Raw genomic sequence first — 18474 nt, 5'->3', positions numbered from 1 at the left:
CATGACAAGCACACGTGCAGCACTGGAGGCGGCCGTCGCCGACCATATCCTGGCCATCGCCCCCTATCAGCCCGGCAAGCCCGTCAGCGAGATCGCCCGAACTTTCGGTCTGGAGGAGGGCAGTATCGTCAAGCTGGCCTCCAACGAAAATCCGCTGGGCATGTCTGATTCCGTGCGCAGCGCCGTGGCGCGGGCCGTGCAGGAGCTGGGCCGCTATCCCGATCCCAACGGCTTCGACCTGAAGCAGGACCTCTCGCGCCGCTACCAGGTGCCGGCCGACTGGATCACGCTGGGCAATGGCTCCAACGATCTGCTGGAGCTGATCTCTCTGGTGCTGCTGGGTCCCGATGTCTCCTGCGTGTACGCCGAACACGCCTTCACGGTCTACAAGCTGTGCACCCAGGAGCGCGGCGCGCGCCACATCATGGTGCCGGCGGTGGATTACGGCCACGACCTGAACGCCATGCTCGAGGCCATCCGGTCCGACACGCGCCTGCTCTTCATCGCCAATCCCAACAATCCCACGGGCACCTTCCTGCCCGGGGAGCAGATCGAGGCCTTCCTCGCCCAGGTGTGGGAGCGGCATGGCCGCCAGGTCACGGTGGTGCTGGACGAGGCCTACAACGAATACCTGGATCCCGACCTGCGCTTTGACAGCGCCGACATGGTGCGCCGCTACCCCAATCTGATCGTCACGCGCACCTTTTCCAAAGCTTATGGTCTGGCCGGCCTGCGCATTGGCTACGCCTTGGCGCAAGCGGAGCTGACGGACATCCTCAACCGGGTGCGCCAGCCTTTCAACGTCAACAGCGTGGCGCTGGAGGCGGCCCGCGCCGCCCTGGCCGATCAGGACTTTCTGCAGCGCAGCTACGAACTGAACCTGGCCGGCAAGCAGTTCCTGGGCCAGTTCTTCGAGTCCCTGGGCCTGGAGTACGTGCCCAGTCACGGCAACTTCATCCTGGTGCGCGTGGGCGATGCGGCGGGAATCAACCTGGCCCTGCTCAAGCAGGGCGTCATCGTGCGGCCCGTGGCCGGCGACGGCCTGCCCGAGCATCTGCGCATCACCATCGGCCTGCCGGAAGAGAACCAGCGCTTCGCGCAGGCTCTGACCGGCATCTTGCGGGCTTGACCATGACGGCACTGCCAGAGTCAGTGACTCCGGCGCCACTGATTCCGGTGCTCGCCGTGGTGGGGGCAGGGCTGATCGGCGGCTCGCTGGCCCTGGCGCTCAAACGCGCCGGCGCCGTGGGCCGGGTGCTGGGCGTGGGCCGACAGCTCAAGACGCTGCGCCGCGCGCAGGAACTGGGCCTGATCGACGAGATCGCGACCCTGGAGCAGGCGGCCGCGCAGGCCGACCTGATCATGCTGGCGACTCCCATCGGCGCCATGGGCGCCGTGCTGCGCGCCTTGCGGCCCCATTTGCGCGACGACACCCTGGTCAGCGACGCGGGCAGCACCAAGGTCGACGTGGTGCAGACCGCCCGCGAGGCGCTGGGCGAGCGTATCGGCCAGTTCATCCCCGGTCATCCTATCGCCGGCGCCGAGACCCTGGGCCCCGATGCCGCGCGCGCCGACCTGTACGAAGGCCGCAATGTCATTCTGACTCCCCTGGAAGAAAATCGCCCGCCGGCGCGTGAACGGCTGATCGCCGTCTGGGAACGTTGCGGCGCGCGCGTCATGCTGATGGACCCGCCCACCCATGACCAGGTGCTGGCCTCGGTCAGCCACGTGCCCCACTTCCTGTCGTCGGTATTCATGTGGCAGGTGGCCTCCAGTGCGAATTCGGATCAGCGTTTCGCCCTGGCCGGCACGGGTTTTCGTGATTTCACCCGCATCGCCGCCGGTTCGGCGGAAGTCTGGCGGGACATTTTCCTGAGCAACCGGAGCGCCGTGCTGGCCGAGCTAAAAGAAGCGCACCTGGCGCTGGGCCAGGCCGAGCAGGCCTTGCAGGACGGCGACGGCCAGGCCTTGTATGAATTTCTGGAGCGCGCCGCCCTGGCGCGACGTTTTTGGGCGAGCAGGAGCGGTTTGCAATGAGCCAGAGTGATTGTATTGTCTTGAACCCCGTCACCCGGGCCCGCGGCGAGCTCGAGCTGCCCGGGTCCAAGAGCATTTCCAACCGTGCGCTGCTGCTGGCGGCGCTGGCGCGGGGGCGCACCCGCCTGGAGGGGCTGCTGCATTCGGACGATACCCGCGTCATGCTGGCCGCGTTGCGGCAGATGGGCGTGGAGGTGCAGGACCTGGGGCAGGGAACGGTGGAGATCGAGGGCGGGGCGCCGTTTGCGCTGCGCGACGCCGACCTGTTCCTGGGCAATGCCGGCACGGCCTTCCGCTCGCTGACCGCCGCGCTGGCCCTGATGGGCGGGCGCTTCACCCTGAGCGGCATTCCCCGCATGCACGAGCGCCCCATCGGCGACCTGGTGGACGCTTTGCGCAGCCTGGGCGCGGACGTGCGCTGCCTGGACAAGGAAGGCTATCCGCCGCTGGCCATAGGCGCGGCCCCGCAAGGGGACGCGCGCAGCGTCTCCGTCAAGGGTTCGGTGTCCAGCCAGTTCCTGACGGCCTTGCTCATGGCCGCGCCCCTGCTGACCGCCCAGACCGGGCAGGATCTTTGCATAAGCGTGGACGGCGAGCTGATCTCCAAGCCCTACATCGAGATCACGCTGGCCATGATGGCCCGATTCGGCGTGGCGGTACGCCGCGACGGCTGGCGCAGCTTCACGGTGCCGGCCGGCGCCGCCTATGCCAGTCCCGGCCTGTACCCGGTGGAGGGGGACGCTTCTTCTGCCTCCTATTTCATCGCACTGGGCGCCCTGGGCGGCGGGCCGGTGCGCATACGCGGCGCGGGCACGGACAGTTTGCAGGGCGACATCCAGTTCGCCGACGTGGCCCAGGCCATGGGCGCGCACATCGAACGCCACCCGCAGGAGCTGGTGGTCAGCGGGCCCCGCGTGGCGGACGGCGAGCGGCTCAAGGCCTTCGACATGGACTTCAATCGCATCCCCGACGCGGCCATGACGGCCGCGGCCATGGCCATGTTTGCCGACGGACCCTGCACGCTGCGCAATATCGCCAGCTGGCGCGTCAAGGAGACCGACCGGATCCACGCCATGCACACGGAACTGGCCAAGCTGGGCGCCCGGGTGCAGTCCGGCCCCGACTGGCTGACGGTGCATCCCATCGCGCAGACGGACTGGCGGCCGGCCAGCATCCACACCTACGACGACCATCGCATCGCCATGTGTCTTTCGCTCGCCAGCTTCGGCCCCGTGCCGGTCACGATCCTGGACCCGGGCTGCGTCAGCAAGACTTTTCCTGATTATTTCTCCGTTTTCCAGAAGCTGGTGCAGGCATGACCGAAACTTCTTCCATTCCCGTCATCACGATCGACGGCCCCACCGCCTCCGGCAAGGGCACCATCGCCCACCAGGTGGCCGAGCGCCTGGGCTGGCACACGCTGGACAGCGGCGCCCTGTACCGCCTGACGGCGCTGTCCTGCCTGCGCCGCCAGGTGGACGCCAAGGACGAATCCGAGGTCCAGCGCGTGGCGGCCGATCTTGATATCCGTTTCCAGCATCCCCGCATTTTCCTGGAGGGCGAGGACGTCACCGAAGCCATACGCCAGGAGCAGGTAGGCAATCTGGCCTCGCTGGTGGCGGTCATGCCCGGCGTGCGCGGCGCGCTGCTGCAGCGCCAGCGCGACTTCCGCGTCGCCCCGGGACTGGTGGGCGACGGCCGCGACATGGGCACGGTCGTGGTCCCCGACGCGCCTCTGAAGATCTTCCTGCTGGCCGACGCCGAAGTGCGCGCTGAAAGAAGATGTAAACAGTTGAACGAAAAGGGGATTTCTGCTAATCTAGCGAGTCTTTTAGCGGACCTTCGCGCGCGCGACGAACGCGACCGCACGCGGGCCCACGCTCCATTGGTGCCTGCGCAGGACGCCCACATCGTGGATTCGTCCCGGCTCAGCATCGAAGAAACCGTAAATATCGTGCTCGACCTCTGGTCGGGCGTGTCGTTCCCGTCGGCGTGATCCTGCGCCGAGCGGGTTTTGTTCACTCCACCGGGTTCGCCTGGTGTGTTTTTTAACAGCCACTGTGGCTGATGGATTGATTTAATGTCCACTAACCTTCACACAGACGCAACGGGCGGCGAAAGCTTTGCCGATTTGTTTGCAGAAAGCATCAAAAACCAAGACCTGAAAAGCGGCGAAGTCATCTCCGCCGAAGTTCTGCGCATCGACCACAACTATGTTCTGGTCAACGCCGGTCTGAAGTCCGAGGCCCTGATCCCCCTCGAAGAGTTCCTGAACGACCAGGGCGAGCTGGAAGTCCAAGCTGGCGATTTCGTGTCCGTGGCCATCGATGCTTTCGAGAACGGCTATGGCGACACCATTCTGTCCCGCGATCGCGCCAAGCGCCTGTCGGCCTGGCTGTCCCTCGAGCAGGCGCTCGAGTCCGGCGAGCTGGTCAACGGTACCATCACCGGCAAGGTCAAGGGCGGCCTGACCGTCATGACCAACGGCATCCGCGCCTTCCTGCCCGGTTCGCTGGTCGACCTGCGTCCCGTCAAGGACACCACGCCATACGAAGGCAAGACCCTGGAATTCAAGGTCATCAAGCTGGACCGCAAGCGCAACAACGTCGTGCTGTCGCGCCGCGCCGTGCTGGAAGCCTCCATGGGCGAAGAGCGTCAGAAGCTGCTGGAAACCCTGTCCGAAGGCGCCATCGTCAAGGGCATCGTCAAGAACATCACCGACTACGGTGCGTTCGTGGACCTGGGCGGCATCGACGGCCTGCTGCACATCACCGACATGGCCTGGCGCCGTGTCCGCCACCCATCCGAAGTTCTGCAGGTGGGTCAGGAAATCGAAGCCAAGGTCCTCAAGTTCGACCAGGAAAAGAGCCGCGTCTCCCTGGGCGTCAAGCAGCTGGGCGAAGATCCATGGATCGGCCTGGCCCGTCGCTACCCGCAGAACACCCGCCTGTTCGGCAAGGTCACCAACCTGACCGACTACGGTGCGTTCGTTGAAGTGGAAGACGGCATCGAAGGTCTGGTGCACGTGTCCGAAATGGACTGGACCAACAAGAACGTCGACCCACGCAAGGTCGTGACCCTGGGCGAAGAAGTCGAAGTCATGGTTCTGGAGATCGACGAAGACCGTCGCCGCATCTCGCTGGGCATGAAGCAGTGCCGCGCCAACCCATGGGAAGACTTCGCCATCAACTTCAAGCGCGGCGACAAGGTCCGCGGCGCCATCAAGTCGATCACCGACTTCGGCGTGTTCGTCGGTCTGCCTGGCGGCATCGACGGCCTGGTGCACTTGTCCGACCTGTCCTGGTCCGAATCCGGCGAAGAAGCCGTGCGCAACTTCAAGAAGGGCGACGAAGTCGAAGCCGTGGTTCTGGGCATCGACACCGACAAGGAGCGCATCTCCCTGGGCATCAAGCAGCTGGAAGGCGATCCGTTCAACAACTTCGTGGCCACCTATGACAAGGGTGCCGTGGTGAACGGCGTGATCAAGTCGGTTGAGCCCAAGGGCGCCGTCGTGACCCTGTCGCTGGACGTCGAAGGCTATCTGCGCGCTTCCGAGATCTCCTCGGGCCGCGTCGAAGACGCCACCACCGTCCTGAAGGAAGGCCAGGAAGTCGAAGCCATGATCCTGAGCGTGGACCGCAAGACCCGTTCGATCCAGCTGTCGATCAAGGCCCGCGACTCGGCCGAGACCGCTCAATCCATGGCTCGTCTGTCCGAAGCCAGCGCTTCGTCCGGCACGACCAATCTGGGTGCTCTGCTGCGTGCCAAGCTGGACCAGCAGCAACGTGACGACGGTTAATCAGCGTGACCAAGTCTGAGCTGATCGCGCTATTGGCCAGCCGCTATCCGCAGCTGGCCCTGCGCGACATGGATTTCGCCGTGAAAACGGTACTGGATTCGATGACCCAGGCCCTGGCCAACGGTCAACGGATCGAAATCCGCGGATTTGGCAGCTTTTCGCTCTCCACCCGCTCTCCGCGGGTGGGGCGCAATCCCAAGTCGGGGGAAAAAGTGCTGGTGCCTGGCAAGCAGGTGCCGCACTTCAAGGCCGGCAAGGAATTGCGCGAACGCGTGGATTCTGTTTTTCTCCAGCAGGAACAGACTGAAACAGACGACCAGTCGTCGGCGTTCGAGCAGCTGAATGCGCGGGTCCGTCACGGCTAAAGACACCCTTGCAAGCTGATGAAACAGGCCCTTTACAGGGCCTGTTTTGCGTGTGCGCTAAACTACGCTTCCACGTACAATCAGGCATTATAAAAACACTGTTGGAGCCTTAATAATGCGCTATCTAGTCTGGGTACTGCGTTTGCTCGTCTTCGTGATCGTGCTGCTGTTCGCCCTCAAGAACACCGAGCCCGTGCAGGTGAATTTCTTTGCCGAGCACATTATTCAGGACGTTCCCCTCATCGTCGTCATGCTGGGCGCCTTCATTCTGGGCCTGGTCATGGGCCTGCTGCTCATGGTGGGCGCGCTCATGCGCCGACGCCGCGAGAACAATCGCCTGCGCCGCGACATCGATCGCCTGCAGGAGCGGCTGGAGCAGTCCGGCCAGGCGCCGGTCGCCCCTGCGGTCGCCCCCGAAACCGTCGCACCCCTGGCGCCGTTGTAATCAGCCGGAGTAACACACTGTGGATTTTGAAACCTGGTGGCTGGTCTTCGTCCCCATCCTGTTCGCTCTTGGTTGGGTTGCGGCGCGGGTGGATTTCCGGCAAATGATGTCAGAGACTCGCAGCCTGCCTGATTCGTATTTCAAGGGCCTGAATTTCCTGCTGAATGAAGAACCGGACCGCGCCATTGACGCCTTCGTGGAAGTGGCCAAGCTGGATCCGGAGACCACCGAGCTGCATTTTGCGCTGGGCATCCTGTTCCGCCGCCGCGGCGAGATGGAACGCGCCATCCGTGTGCACCAGAGCCTGCTGTCGCGCGCCGACCTGCCGGCGGCCGATCGCGAGAACGCCCAGTTCCAGATCGCCCAGGATTTCCTGAAGGCGGGCATGCTGGACCGCGCGGAGGCCGCTTTCGAAGCGGTGCGAGAAACCCGCTTCGCCGTTCCCGCCATGCGCGCCCTGATCCGGATCTACGAGTCCGAGCACGACTGGCCCCGCGCCATCGAGGCCGTGCGCCGCCTGCGCGCGCTGGTGGACGAGCCCGTCCCGCAATTGGTGCATTACCAATGCGAACAGGCCGAGACCGCCCTGCAGGGCAAGCAGCCGGACTTCGAGCGCGCTTCCAAGGCCCTGGACGAGGCCGACAACGCCATCCGCAAGCTGGGACCGGAGCAGACGACTCAGGCTTCGCAGGCTCGCGTGGCTTCCCTGCGCGCCCGCGTGGCGCGCATGCAGGACCAGGTGGAGCAGGAGCGCGCCTATCTGGTGTCCATCCTGGCCAGCGCGCCGGAATACGTGGGGCTGTATGCCGCCGAGCTGCTCGACAGCTACCGCCGGCTGGGCCGCGAGGACGAAGGCGTGGCCATGCTGCGCAGCCATTACCAGCATCACCCCGGCCTGGACATCTTCAATGTGCTGTTCCGCGTGCTGCGCGAGCGCCAGGGTTACCAGCAGGCCTGGGCCTTCGCCCGCGAAGCCCTGCGCTCGCATCCGTCGCTGCTGGGGCTGGACAAGATGCTGGAAGTGGAGCTGCAGGACGAAAGCCAGCATGCGCAGGCCCGCGCCCAGCAGGAGCCGGGCTTGTCCGCGGCGGCCGACATCGTGGCCGGGGCCGACCTGAGCCTGCTGCGTACGCTGATCCACAAACACACCCAGCGCCTGGACCGCTATTCCTGCAAGGTCTGCGGCTTCGAGGCGCGGCATTATTATTGGCAATGCCCAGGCTGCAATTCCTGGGAAACCTACGCCCCTCGACGGCTCGAGGAACAAAGATAATGGTATTTCCGACACAGGCCGTACAGGCCAGCCGGGTGCTGGTGGTGGGAGACGTGATGCTGGACCGCTACTGGTTCGGCGACGTGGACCGCATCTCGCCCGAAGCCCCGGTCCCGGTGGTCAAGATGGGCCGCACCGAAGACCGTCTGGGCGGCGCGGCCAACGTAGCCCGCAACATCGCCGCGCTGGGCGGCCAGGCCAGCCTGCTGGGCGTCGTGGGCCTGGACGAGGCCGGCGCCAAGGTGCGTGAACTGGCCTTGCATGACCACGTGCAGGCGCATTGGGTGCAGGACCCCGGCATGCCGACCTCGCTCAAGCTGCGTGTGCTGGGCCGCCAGCAGCAGCTGCTGCGGGTGGATTTCGAGCATCGCCCGGGTGTCGGCGCCCTGGAGCAGTTGCGCAAGCAGATGGATGTCTTGCTGGAGGCGCATCAGGTCGTGGTGCTGTCCGACTACGCCAAGGGCTCGCTGGCCCAGGTGGAGGCCCTGATCGCGCTGGCGCGCGAGAAAGGCATACCGGTACTGGTCGATCCCAAGGGCAGGGCCTACCAGCGCTATCATGGCGCCACCATCCTCACGCCCAACCGTTCCGAAATGCAGGAGGCGGTCGGCGCCTGGACGGACGAGGACGATCTGCAGGAGCGCGCGCAGCGGCTGCGCCGCGAACTGGACCTGGAAGCCTTGCTCATCACTCGTTCCGAGCAGGGCATGACGCTGTTCACCGGGCAGGGCAGGGAGCATGTGGATGCGCAGGCGCAGGAGGTGTTCGACGTCTCGGGCGCGGGAGATACCGTGCTGGCGACGCTGGCCGTCATGAGGGCGGCCGGCCTGGGCTGGCTGGATGCGATGCGCTGGGCCAACCGCGCCGGCGGCATCGTGGTAGGAAAATTGGGCACGTCCGTGGTGACGGCAAAGGAATTGGCATGATCGTGGTAACGGGCGGCGCCGGCTTCATCGGCAGCAATCTGGTCCTGGGGCTCAACCGCCAGGGGGTGACGGACATCCTGGTGGTGGACGACCTGACCGACGGCGACAAGTTCGTCAATCTTGTGCACGGACAGATCGCGGACTACATGGACAAGGACGATTTCCGCGCCCGGCTGGCGCGCGACGAATTCGACAATATCGAGGCCATCCTGCACCAGGGCGCCTGCTCGGACACCACCGAGCGCAACGGCCAGTGCATGATTGACAACAATTACCGCGTCACGCTGGAAATATTCGAGTACTGCCAGCGCAAACGCATTCCGCTGCTGTACGCTTCCTCGGCGGCCGTCTACGGCGCCGGCCCCCGCTATGCCGAGGACCTGGCCAACGAGGCGCCGTTGAACGTCTACGGCTATTCCAAGTTCCTGTTCGACCAGGTGCTGCGCCGCGAATTGCCCTCGCTGACCGCGCCCGTGGTGGGGCTGCGCTATTTCAATGTTTACGGTCCCCAGGAACAGCACAAGGGCCGCATGGCCTCGGTGGCCTACCACAATATGCTGCAGTACCGGCGCGACGGCCACGTGCGCCTGTTCGGCGGCTGGGACGGCTACGCGGACGGCGGCCAGCAGCGGGACTTCGTCTTCATCGACGACGTGGTGGCGGTCAACCTGCATTTCCTGGGCCAGGACCAGCAGTCCGGCGTGTTCAATTGCGGCTCGGGCCGTGCGCAGCCGTTCAACGATGTGGCCCAGACCGTGGTCAACACCTTGCGCGAGCACGACGGGCTGGAGCCTTTGCCTCTGGAGGAACTGGTCAATCAGCAGGTCCTGCAATACATCGCCTTCCCGGACGACCTGAAAGGCCGCTATCAGAGCCATACCGAAGCGGACCTGACTCAACTGCGCGCCGCTGGCTACGACAAGCCCTTCCACGACGTGCAAAGCGGCGTGGCCGAGTATGTGCGGCGGCTGCTGCGCAGCGGCGCGCTGAAGTAGGCTGTTTGCGTCCATGCGCAAGTGCGCGCATGGATATCCGGCCGTCCGGACGCCCCGGCCCGGGGCGCCGCGTAGCACCATAAAGGCTCCTTTTCATGGAGCCTTCATCATGTTTTCTTCTCTGTTTTCCCGTTCCGTCCCGGTCCCTGTCCGCCGCATGCAGCCTGCATGGCGCGCCGGAGCGGGGCGACTGGCGGCTGCGCTGCTGCTGGCTCTCTCGCCGGGCCTGGCCGCATCGGTCGATCTGAACTCCGCCGGCGCCGAGCAATTGCAGCAGATCAAGGGCATAGGCCCGCGCACCGCGCAGCTCATCCTGGAGGAGCGACAGCGCGGCGGGCCCTTTGATTCCCTTCAGGACCTGGCCGACCGGGTCAAGGGCATAGGCCCCAAGAAGCTCGGCACCATGCAGCAATCGGGCCTGACGGTCGGCTCCCCCAAGCAGGAGGGCGGCGCGCCGGCCGCCCGTCCGGCTGCGGATATGCGAAAAAAGCCGTAGCCCTGGGGCGCGTCTCGCTTTAAGCTAATAGGTTGTTGTTTGGACGCCGCTGCCGGCATGCCTTGGCCGGCGGCGGTGCTGCGCCGGATCGAGCGCGTCAGGCAAGGTAGAACGCTGATGAAAAACTATCCCACAATCGAAGATACCGTAGGCCACACTCCCTTGGTGCGGCTGCAACGCATTCCGGGCGAATTCGGCCAGGCCCGCGGCAATGTCATCCTGGCCAAGATCGAGGGCAACAATCCGGCCGGTTCCGTCAAGGACCGCGCGGCCAGCTCCATGATCCGGCAGGCTGAACTGCGCGGCGACATCAAGCCCGGCGACACCCTGATCGAGGCCACCAGCGGCAATACCGGCATCGCGCTGGCCATGATCGCCGCCGTGCGCGGCTACAAGATGGTGCTGATCATGCCCGACAACCTGTCGGTGGAGCGCCGCGCCTCCATGACGGCCTACGGTGCGCAGCTGATCCTGACCCCGGCCAAGGAAGGCGGCATGGAATACGCCCGCGACCTGGCCATGAAGATGCAGGCCGAAGGCAAGGGCAAGGTGCTGGACCAGTTCGCCAACAAGGACAATCCCGCCGCCCATGTGGGTTCCACGGGGCCCGAGATCTGGCAGCAGACCGACGGCCAGGTCACTCATTTCGTGAGCGCCATGGGCACCACGGGCACCATCATGGGCGTGGGCAGCTATCTGCGCAGCAAGAACGACAGGATCGTGGTGGTGGGCGCCCAGCCGGCGGAAGGTTCGCAGATCCCGGGCATTCGCAAGTGGCCCGAGGCTTATCTGCCCAAGATCTACGATCCCGCCAAGGTCGACGAATTCGAATCCATCAGCCAGCAGGAGGCCGAGGACATGACCCGCCGCCTGGCGGCCGAAGAGGGCATCTGCGCCGGCATATCCTCGGGCGGCGCCCTGGTGGCGGCCATGCGCGTGGCCCGGCGGGTGGAGAACGCCACGATCGTTTTCATTGTCTGCGATCGCGGCGACCGCTATCTGTCCACCGGCGTCTTCAATTAATTGGGGTTGCCGTAGCCCATCTGCGCGGCCAGTTCCGAAGCCAGGTCGGCGACCGAGCTGGCGTAGAAGTAGCTGCGGTTGTAGTGGGTGATGGCGAAGAAATTGGGCGTGCCCAGGCGATATTCCGTGGTGTTGCGAGGCTCGTCCACCAGATTCACCACGCCCAGCCGGGCCTGCTGCCAGGGGGCCGCGTGGCTGGCTTGTCCATGCGCCGCCGCGCCCGCCTTGCGCAGTTCCGCCCAGGTGCGCTTGGGGAAGATGCCGCCATCCACCATGCCTTGATTGGCGGCGCTCAGGCGCGCCGGCGCAAACACCGGCAGCCCGGGCTCCCAGCCGTGCGCGCGCAGGAAATTGGCGATCGAAGCCATGGCGTCCACGGGGTTGTTGCGCAGGTCTATGCGCCCGTCGCCATTGCCATCCACGGCATAGCGGATCAGGCTGCCCGGCATGAACTGGGGCATGCCCATGGCTCCCGCAAACGACCCTTGCACGATGCGGGCGTCCAGCTCGCCTTCATGGTGCAGCTGGATCAGGTCGGCAAGCTGGTCGCGGAACAGCTGGCTGCGCTCGGGGCGGCTGTCGTCCGGATAGGCGAAGCCCAGGGTGAACAAAGCGTCCAGCACCTTGAAGTCACCCATGATCTGTCCATATACCGTCTCCACGCCCAGGATGGCCACGATGACCGAGGGCGGCACGCCGTAGGCCCGCGAGATGCGGTCCAGGTCGGCGCGGTGCTCTTGCCAGAACGCCACGCCGCGCCGGATGCGTACCGGATCCACGTTGCGCTGGCGGTAGGTGACCCAACTGCGCTTGATGCGTCCGCTCGTAGGGCGCATCAGCTTGACGGCGGTGGGGTTGTACTGCGCCTGCAGCAGCAGGTCCGTGACCACGTCCAGCGGCACCTGGCGGGTGCGGGAGACGTCGCGCGCGTAGGCGGCGATATCCTCGCTCAACTGGCCGGCGGCGGTGAAAAACAGGGTGCGGCCCGAGCGCGACTCGCCCGCGCGGATGGAAGCGGGCTCGGCCAGGGACTTGATGGCGACCACGCCGGCGGTGCGTTCAGGGGCGATGGAGGAGGCGGGGCCGGCGGCCTCGGCCCGCGGGCTTGCCGCCTTGGGCGGGGTGGCGGCGCAGCCGGCCGTGGTCAGCGCAATCAGCGCCGCTTGCAAAATACGAGTGGGTCTGAACATAATCCATCCTCATGGAGACACTATATATTACCCATCCGGCATGTCATCTGCATGAGATGGGACGATGGCATCCCGAAAGCCCGGAACGGCTGGACGCCATCAATGACCAATTGCTGTCCAGCGGCCTGGCATCCTACCTGCTGCAGCGCAAGGCCCGGCCGGCGACGGACGAGGACATCCTGCGCGTGCACGATGCCGCCTATCTGCAGCAGCTCAGGCAGCAGCTTCCGCGTCAGGGCTATTTCAACATCGACGCCGACACTCTGATGAACCCCCACACGCTGGAGGCGGCCTATGCCGCCGCCGGCGCGGGCCTGGACGCGGTGGACGGCGTCATGGGCGAGAAGGCGGCCGGCGCGTTCTGTTCGGTGCGCCCGCCCGGCCACCACGCCGAGCGCAACCGGGCCATGGGCTTTTGCTTCTTCAACAATGTGGCGGTCGCGGCGGCCTATGCCATGGCACGCTACGGGCTGACACGCGTACTGATCGTCGATTTCGACGTGCACCATGGCAACGGCACTGAACAGATCTTTGCCGGCGACGAGCGGGTGCTGATGTGCAGTTTCTTCCAGTACCCGTTTTTTCCTGGCTCATATCAAGTTCCTCCACCGCAAAACATGGTAAACATACCGGTTGAGGCCTATACAAAGTCGGCGCAGGTCCTGGATGCGTTCAAGCACGAATGCATGCCCCGGATCGAAGCGTTCCGACCCGAAATCGTGTTCTTTTCGGCCGGCTTCGATGCACACCGCGAGGATGAAATGGGACAGCTCAGCCTGGTCGAGGCGGACTACGCCGAATTGACCGCCCTGGTGGTCAAGGCCTGTGCGCCCAGCGCCGGGCAGCGCCTGGTCAGCATGCTGGAAGGCGGCTATGACGCGTCGTCCCTGGGGCGCAGCGTGGTGGCCCACCTGAAGGCCCTGGCCGGACTATAGGCGGCCGCATGCTCGGGACAGCGGGCTGTTCCGGAGACAAATCTTTACTTCTATTCAAGATAGCCTTGGAGAAAACTAGATGAAGGTGTTAGTACCCGTGAAACGCGTAGTTGACTATAACGTCAAGGTGCGCGTGAAATCCGACCAGTCCGGGGTGGATATCGCCAATGTCAAAATGTCCATGAATCCTTTCGATGAAATCGCCGTCGAAGAAGCTACCCGCCTGAAGGAAAGCGGCGCGGCCAGCGAGGTGGTGGCGGTGTCCTGCGGCGTGGCCCAGAGCCAGGAGACGCTGCGCACCGCGCTGGCCATCGGCGCGGATCGCGCCACGCTGGTGCAGACCGACGCCGAGTTGCAGCCCCTGGCCGTGGCCAAGCTGCTCAAGGCCGTGGTGGACAAGGAGCAGCCCCAACTGGTGATCCTGGGCAAGCAGGCCATCGACGACGACTCCAATCAGACCGGCCAGATGCTGGCCGCGCTGCTGGACTGGCCCCAGGCCACGTTCGCCAGCAACGTCGAACTTTCAGCCGACAGCGTGTCGGTCACCCGCGAGGTCGACGGCGGCCTGGAAACCGTCAAGCTTACGCTGCCTGCCGTCATTACCACCGACCTGCGCCTGAACGAGCCGCGCTATGTCACGCTGCCCAACATCATGAAGGCCAAGAAGAAGACGCTGGAAACCCTGACACCCGAAGAGCTGGGCGTGGATGTTGCGCCGCGCATCAAGACGCTCAAGGTCAGCGAGCCGCCCGCGCGCTCGGCCGGGGTCATCGTGCCGGATGTGGCTACGTTGGTGGAAAAACTGAAGAATGAAGCGAAGGTGATCTAAATGTCGATTCTTGTAATTGCCGAGCACGACAACCAGCAGCTCAAGGCTGCAACCCTCAACACCGTCGCCGCTGCGCAGAAGATCGGCGGCGAGGTCCATGTCCTGGTGGCCGGCCACCAGGCCCGCGCCGTGGCCGAGCAGGCCGCCCAGGTGCAGGGCGTGGCCAAGGTGCTGCTGGCCGACGGCCCCTCCCTGGCCGACGGCCTGGCCGAAAACGTGGCCGCCCAGGTGCTGGCCGTGGCTTCGTCCTACGGCCATATCCTGTTCCCCGCCACGGCCTCGGGCAAGAACGTGGCCCCGCGCGTGGCCGCCAAGCTGGACGTGGCCCAGGTGTCCGACATCCTTTCGGTGGAATCGCCCGACACCTTCACGCGGCCCATCTATGCCGGCAACGCCATCGCCACGGTGCAGTCGGGCGATGCCGTCAAAGTCATCACCGTGCGCACGACCTCGTTTGACGCCGTTGCCGCCCAGGGCGGCAGCGCCGCCATCGAAGAGCAGGCCGCCGTCGCCGATTCGGGCCGTTCCGCCTTTGTCAGCCGCGAAGTGGCCAAGAGCGATCGTCCCGAGCTGGCCGGCGCCACGGTGGTCGTCTCCGGCGGACGCGGCCTGGGCAGCGCCGAGAACTTCAAGATGCTCGACGGCCTGGCCGACAAGTTGGGCGCGGCCCTGGGCGCCTCGCGCGCGGCGGTCGACGCAGGCTATGCGCCCAACGACTGGCAGGTGGGCCAGACCGGCAAGATCGTCGCCCCGCAACTGTATGTGGCCGTGGGCATTTCCGGCGCCATCCAGCACCTGGCCGGCATGAAGGATTCCAAGGTCATCGTGGCCATCAACAAGGATCCGGAAGCGCCGATCTTCGGCGTGGCCGATTACGGGCTGGTCGCCGACCTGTTCGAGGCGGTGCCCGAACTGGAAAAAGCGCTGTAACTCCCAGCTGCCTGCCGGTGAGATCGTCGGCAGGCTTTTTTTTACCGCCGGAGCGCCGGACCGCCGGATCGCCGGGCCGCCGGATCGCCGGGCCGTCCCAAGGTAAAAAAGCGCCCCCTTGGGGGCAGCATGCCGAAGGCGCGGCGTGCGGGGTATTTTTCTTTCATTGCGTGTCCAGCAGGGCGCGGCACTGGCAGCGGCCCTGTCGTTTCTGTGTAGGAGTGTTCATGACTTATCGTGTTCCCACCCAAGACATCCGCTTCGTGCTGAAGGAGCTGGCCGATCTGCCCGGCGTACTGGAATTGCCTGGCTACGAAGATTTCTCGCCCGAGCTGATCGACGCCATCCTCGATGAGAACGCCCGCTTCGTCGAGCAGGAAGTGGCGCCGCTGAACCGCGTCGGGGATGAGCAGGGCGCGCAATGGAAAGACGGCCAGGTGACGACCGCGCCGGGTTTCAAGAAAGCGTTCGATGAGTTCGCCAAGGCGGGTTGGCAAGGCCTGCAGCACGAACCGGAGCTGGGCGGCCAGGGCCTGCCCAAGCTGATCGGTGCGGTGGCCGGCGAAAACATCAATGCCGCCAACCTGGCCTTTTCCTTGTGTCCGCTGCTGACGGACGGCGTGATCGAAGCCCTTTCCCTGGTCGGCACGCCCGAGCAGAAGGAGCGCTTTCTGCCGCCCCTGCTGGAAGGCCGCTGGACCGGCACCATGAACCTGACCGAGCCGCAGGCCGGTTCGGACCTGGCCCAGGTGGCCACTCGCGCGGTGCGCCAGGACGACGGCAGCTACCGGCTGAGCGGCCAGAAGATCTTCATCACCTACGGCGAGCACGACCTGGCCGAGAACATCGTCCATCTGGTTCTGGCACGCACGCCGGATGCTCCTCCCGGCGTCAAGGGCATTTCCCTGTTCATCGTGCCCAAGTTCCTGGTCAAGGAGGACGGTACCCTTGGGGCGCGCAATGATGTCTGGTGCGCATCCCTGGAGCACAAGCTGGGCATACATGGCAGCCCCACGGCGGTGCTGCTGTACGGTTCGGGCAAGGGCGACGCGGGCGAGGGCGCCGTCGGCTACCTGGTGGGCGAGGAAAACCGCGGCCTGCAGTACATGTTCATCATGATGAACGCGGCTCGCTATGCGGTCGGCCTGCAGGGCGTGGCCGTGGCGGAGCGGGCCCTGCAGCAGGCTTGCTCCTATGCGCAGGAGCGCATCCAGGGCGCGCCCTTGAACGGCGGCAAGCAGGCCGTCCCCATCGCCCACCATCCCGATGTGCAGCGCATGCTGCTGCAGATGCGCGCCTTGACCGAAGGCGCGCGCGCCCTGGCGTATTTCGCGGCAGGCATCAACGACAAGGCGCGCCGCAGCGCGGATGAGTCCGTTCGCCAGCGCCACCAGGCGCTGTACGAGTTCCTGGTGCCCGTGGTCAAGGGCTTCTGCACCGAGATGTCGGTCGAGGTCGCCTCGCTGGGGGTGCAGGTGCATGGCGGCATGGGCTTCATCGAAGAGACCGGCGCCGCGCAGCATTACCGTGATGCGCGCATCCTGCCTATCTACGAAGGCACCACGGCCATCCAGGCCAATGACTTCATCGGCCGCAAGGTGCTGCGCGATGCGGGAACGGTCGTCCAGGCCCTGTCCCCGCAACTGGAAGAGACCATCGCCCGCTTGCGCGAACGCGCCGACCAGTCCGAGGAGCATGCCTCGGCCCTGAACCTGATCGCCGACCGGCTCGAGAGCGGCATGCAGAACGTCGAGCTGGCGGCCACCTTTACCCTGATGAATGCGCAGCAGAACCTGCCTGCCGTGTTCCTGGGCAGCGTGCCCTTCCCGATGCTGGCCGGTTATGTGCTGGCCGGCTGGCAGATGGCGCGCGCCGCGCTGGCCGCCGAAACGGCGCTGGCCCAGGGCAGCCAGGATGCCTTCCTGCGCCGCAAGCTGGCGACCAGCGTGTTCTATGCCAGTCATATCCTGCCGCGAGGCGATGCGCTGGCCCTGTCCATTTCCGATGGCCTGGAGCTCTCGCCGTATCTGTCGGCGGACCTGCTGTAAGGCGTCGGCGGGGAGCGCGGTCCGCTCCCCGGCCTGGCTTCAAGTGGCTATAAACTTATAAGCAATGGCTATTTGAAATGAGCCTCTTATGCTGACAAAATCTATCCATCAACATCAATGATCGGATCAGCCGATCTTTCCAACGCCGGCTTATCCAGCAAGGGAGCACACAATGGCAACACTACGTCTGGGCGACACCGCCCCCGACTTCGAGCAGAAATCTTCGGTTGGCACCATCAAATTCCATGAGTTCCTGGGCGACAGCTGGGGCGTGCTGTTCTCGCACCCCGCCGATTTCACGCCGGTCTGCACGACCGAGCTGGGCTACACCGCCAAGCTGGCCGATGAATTCGCCAAGCGCAATGTGAAAGTGCTGGCCGTGTCCGTGGATGACGTCGACTCCCACAACCAGTGGATCAACGACATCAACGACACCCAGAAGACTACGGTCAACTTTCCCATCCTGGCTGACGATGACCGCAAGGTGGCGGATCTGTACGACATGATCCACCCCAACGCCAGCACCACTGCCACCGTGCGGTCGGTGTTCATCATCGACCCCGCCAAGAAAGTGCGCCTGATCATCACCTACCCCGCCAGCACGGGCCGCAACTTCAACGAGATCCTGCGCGTCATCGATTCGCTGCAGCTCACCGACAGCCACAGCGTGGCCACGCCCGTGAACTGGGAAGATGGCGACGATGTGATCATCGTTCCCAGCCTGAAGGATCCTGAAGTCCTGAAGCAGAAATTCCCCAAGGGCTACACCGAAATCCGCCCCTACCTGCGCGTGACGCCGCAGCCCAACAAGTAAGCAGCGCTGCCGTCCATGCAAAGTCCCGCGGCCCTTTATGGGCGCGGGGCTTTTTTTTTGCGTGGGCCGCGCGCAACAGGGCAGGGCAGGCGCTTGCGCGAAATGCTGTTGTTAAGTACAGTACTGTACAAGAAAACAGTAAACCGGAGCCCGCCATGTCCCGCCCAGTCCGCCGTCCCGCCGCTCGCACTCCAATCCGTTCAAGTTCTTCGTCCGTGCGCTCGCGGCGCAGTCCCTTTTCCGGTCAATTGTCCACGCGCGCCAAGCTGCTGGATGTGTGCCTGGTGGCTGTCTGGGGCGCCACCATCCCCGGCCTGTTGTGGCTGGGCAGCATGGGCGGGTTTTGAATCCGTCCTTCCGAATCAAGCT

At 65.1% G+C, this 18474-nt stretch carries 19 protein-coding genes; 18 read left to right on the top strand and 1 reads right to left on the bottom strand.

Annotated features, from left to right (window positions below; genetic code table 11):
• Position 1 precedes the first annotated feature (1 nt).
• The 12 genes from hisC (at position 2) to cysM (ending at position 11359) form a co-directional block, all read left to right on the top strand.
• Complete coding sequence (gene hisC / locus ACWPWO_RS10215) at positions 2–1129, top strand: histidinol-phosphate transaminase (protein WP_454006522.1); 1128 nt, start codon at positions 2–4, stop codon at positions 1127–1129.
• Positions 1130–1131: 2 nt separating this feature from the next.
• Complete coding sequence (locus ACWPWO_RS10210) at positions 1132–2037, top strand: prephenate dehydrogenase (RefSeq protein ID WP_454006521.1); 906 nt, start codon at positions 1132–1134, stop codon at positions 2035–2037.
• Positions 2034–3356 (top strand): 3-phosphoshikimate 1-carboxyvinyltransferase, encoded by a 1323-nt coding sequence (aroA, locus tag ACWPWO_RS10205; protein WP_454006520.1) that lies wholly within the window; start codon positions 2034–2036, stop codon positions 3354–3356. Before ACWPWO_RS10210 ends, aroA begins: the two co-directional genes overlap by 4 nt.
• Positions 3353–4033: a (d)CMP kinase gene (gene cmk / locus ACWPWO_RS10200; protein ID WP_454006519.1), complete on the top strand. Its 681-nt coding sequence runs from the start codon at positions 3353–3355 to the stop codon at positions 4031–4033. The genes aroA and cmk overlap by 4 nt, the downstream gene beginning before the upstream one ends.
• 84 nt (positions 4034–4117) lie before the next feature.
• Positions 4118–5836 (top strand): 30S ribosomal protein S1, encoded by a 1719-nt coding sequence (rpsA, locus tag ACWPWO_RS10195; RefSeq protein WP_454006518.1) that lies wholly within the window; start codon positions 4118–4120, stop codon positions 5834–5836.
• Positions 5837–5841: 5 nt separating this feature from the next.
• A complete protein-coding gene (locus ACWPWO_RS10190; RefSeq protein ID WP_454006517.1) occupies positions 5842–6201 on the top strand; it encodes an integration host factor subunit beta in 360 nt (119 codons plus the stop codon).
• A 115-nt stretch (positions 6202–6316) separates the two neighbouring features.
• Complete coding sequence (locus ACWPWO_RS10185) at positions 6317–6646, top strand: LapA family protein (RefSeq protein WP_454006516.1); 330 nt, start codon at positions 6317–6319, stop codon at positions 6644–6646.
• Positions 6647–6665: 19 nt separating this feature from the next.
• Positions 6666–7919 carry a lipopolysaccharide assembly protein LapB gene (gene lapB / locus ACWPWO_RS10180; protein WP_454006515.1) on the top strand — a complete coding sequence of 418 codons (1254 nt, stop codon included), beginning with the start codon at positions 6666–6668 and terminating at the stop codon, positions 7917–7919.
• Complete coding sequence (gene rfaE1 / locus ACWPWO_RS10175) at positions 7916–8845, top strand: D-glycero-beta-D-manno-heptose-7-phosphate kinase (RefSeq protein ID WP_394065826.1); 930 nt, start codon at positions 7916–7918, stop codon at positions 8843–8845. Before lapB ends, rfaE1 begins: the two co-directional genes overlap by 4 nt.
• The gene (gene rfaD / locus ACWPWO_RS10170) at positions 8842–9840 is read left to right on the top strand and encodes an ADP-glyceromanno-heptose 6-epimerase (RefSeq protein WP_454006514.1); all 999 of its coding nucleotides are present in this window, start codon (positions 8842–8844) and stop codon (positions 9838–9840) included. The genes rfaE1 and rfaD overlap by 4 nt, the downstream gene beginning before the upstream one ends.
• A 109-nt stretch (positions 9841–9949) precedes the next feature.
• Positions 9950–10336, top strand: a complete 387-nt coding sequence (locus ACWPWO_RS10165) for a ComEA family DNA-binding protein (protein ID WP_454006513.1) — start codon at positions 9950–9952, stop codon at positions 10334–10336.
• A 117-nt stretch (positions 10337–10453) separates the two neighbouring features.
• Positions 10454–11359 (top strand): cysteine synthase CysM, encoded by a 906-nt coding sequence (gene cysM, locus ACWPWO_RS10160; RefSeq protein WP_394060526.1) that lies wholly within the window; start codon positions 10454–10456, stop codon positions 11357–11359.
• Here cysM and mltB read toward each other — a convergent pair.
• The gene (mltB, locus tag ACWPWO_RS10155) at positions 11356–12549 is read right to left on the bottom strand and encodes a lytic murein transglycosylase B (RefSeq protein ID WP_454006512.1); all 1194 of its coding nucleotides are present in this window, start codon (positions 12547–12549) and stop codon (positions 11356–11358) included. The genes cysM and mltB overlap by 4 nt on opposite strands.
• A gap of 11 nt (positions 12550–12560) precedes the next feature.
• On the opposite strand from mltB, the gene ACWPWO_RS10150 reads away from it, so the two are divergent.
• The 6 genes from ACWPWO_RS10150 to ACWPWO_RS10125 all read left to right on the top strand — a co-directional run bounded on the left by ACWPWO_RS10150 (position 12561) and on the right by ACWPWO_RS10125 (position 18452).
• A complete protein-coding gene (locus ACWPWO_RS10150) occupies positions 12561–13484 on the top strand; it encodes a histone deacetylase family protein (RefSeq protein ID WP_454006511.1) in 924 nt (307 codons plus the stop codon).
• Positions 13485–13563: 79 nt separating this feature from the next.
• Positions 13564–14313: an electron transfer flavoprotein subunit beta/FixA family protein gene (locus ACWPWO_RS10145; protein WP_454006510.1), complete on the top strand. Its 750-nt coding sequence runs from the start codon at positions 13564–13566 to the stop codon at positions 14311–14313.
• Positions 14314–15243, top strand: coding sequence for an electron transfer flavoprotein subunit alpha/FixB family protein (locus tag ACWPWO_RS10140; protein WP_454006509.1), 930 nt, complete (start codon positions 14314–14316; stop codon positions 15241–15243).
• A 227-nt stretch (positions 15244–15470) separates the two neighbouring features.
• Positions 15471–17291 (top strand): acyl-CoA dehydrogenase, encoded by a 1821-nt coding sequence (locus ACWPWO_RS10135; RefSeq protein ID WP_454006508.1) that lies wholly within the window; start codon positions 15471–15473, stop codon positions 17289–17291.
• Between the two features lie 172 nt (positions 17292–17463).
• Positions 17464–18105: a peroxiredoxin gene (locus ACWPWO_RS10130; protein ID WP_454006507.1), complete on the top strand. Its 642-nt coding sequence runs from the start codon at positions 17464–17466 to the stop codon at positions 18103–18105.
• Positions 18106–18260: 155 nt separating this feature from the next.
• Positions 18261–18452 (top strand): hypothetical protein, encoded by a 192-nt coding sequence (locus ACWPWO_RS10125; RefSeq protein WP_454006506.1) that lies wholly within the window; start codon positions 18261–18263, stop codon positions 18450–18452.
• Positions 18453–18474 lie beyond the last annotated feature (22 nt).

The organism is Alcaligenes sp. Marseille-Q7550 (assembly GCF_965112015.1).
The sequence above is the reverse complement of the archived record's forward strand: the minus strand, read 5'-3'. Positions and strand labels throughout refer to the sequence as shown.

What these genes read in the sequence shown, in the direction of transcription:
- hisC (WP_454006522.1), top strand. Translation starts at nt 2, where the DNA reads ATGACAAGCACACGTGCAGCACTGGAGGCGGCCGTCGCCGACCATATC.
- ACWPWO_RS10210 (WP_454006521.1), top strand. Translation starts at nt 1,132, where the DNA reads ATGACGGCACTGCCAGAGTCAGTGACTCCGGCGCCACTGATTCCGGTG.
- aroA (WP_454006520.1), top strand. Translation starts at nt 2,034, where the DNA reads ATGAGCCAGAGTGATTGTATTGTCTTGAACCCCGTCACCCGGGCCCGC.
- cmk (WP_454006519.1), top strand. Translation starts at nt 3,353, where the DNA reads ATGACCGAAACTTCTTCCATTCCCGTCATCACGATCGACGGCCCCACC.
- rpsA (WP_454006518.1), top strand. Translation starts at nt 4,118, where the DNA reads ATGTCCACTAACCTTCACACAGACGCAACGGGCGGCGAAAGCTTTGCC.
- ACWPWO_RS10185 (WP_454006516.1), top strand. Translation starts at nt 6,317, where the DNA reads ATGCGCTATCTAGTCTGGGTACTGCGTTTGCTCGTCTTCGTGATCGTG.
- rfaD (WP_454006514.1), top strand. Translation starts at nt 8,842, where the DNA reads ATGATCGTGGTAACGGGCGGCGCCGGCTTCATCGGCAGCAATCTGGTC.
- ACWPWO_RS10165 (WP_454006513.1), top strand. Translation starts at nt 9,950, where the DNA reads ATGTTTTCTTCTCTGTTTTCCCGTTCCGTCCCGGTCCCTGTCCGCCGC.
- cysM (WP_394060526.1), top strand. Translation starts at nt 10,454, where the DNA reads ATGAAAAACTATCCCACAATCGAAGATACCGTAGGCCACACTCCCTTG.
- mltB (WP_454006512.1), bottom strand. Translation starts at nt 12,549, where the DNA reads ATGTTCAGACCCACTCGTATTTTGCAAGCGGCGCTGATTGCGCTGACC.
- ACWPWO_RS10150 (WP_454006511.1), top strand. Translation starts at nt 12,561, where the DNA reads ATGGAGACACTATATATTACCCATCCGGCATGTCATCTGCATGAGATG.
- ACWPWO_RS10145 (WP_454006510.1), top strand. Translation starts at nt 13,564, where the DNA reads ATGAAGGTGTTAGTACCCGTGAAACGCGTAGTTGACTATAACGTCAAG.
- ACWPWO_RS10140 (WP_454006509.1), top strand. Translation starts at nt 14,314, where the DNA reads ATGTCGATTCTTGTAATTGCCGAGCACGACAACCAGCAGCTCAAGGCT.
- ACWPWO_RS10135 (WP_454006508.1), top strand. Translation starts at nt 15,471, where the DNA reads ATGACTTATCGTGTTCCCACCCAAGACATCCGCTTCGTGCTGAAGGAG.
- ACWPWO_RS10130 (WP_454006507.1), top strand. Translation starts at nt 17,464, where the DNA reads ATGGCAACACTACGTCTGGGCGACACCGCCCCCGACTTCGAGCAGAAA.
- ACWPWO_RS10125 (WP_454006506.1), top strand. Translation starts at nt 18,261, where the DNA reads ATGTCCCGCCCAGTCCGCCGTCCCGCCGCTCGCACTCCAATCCGTTCA.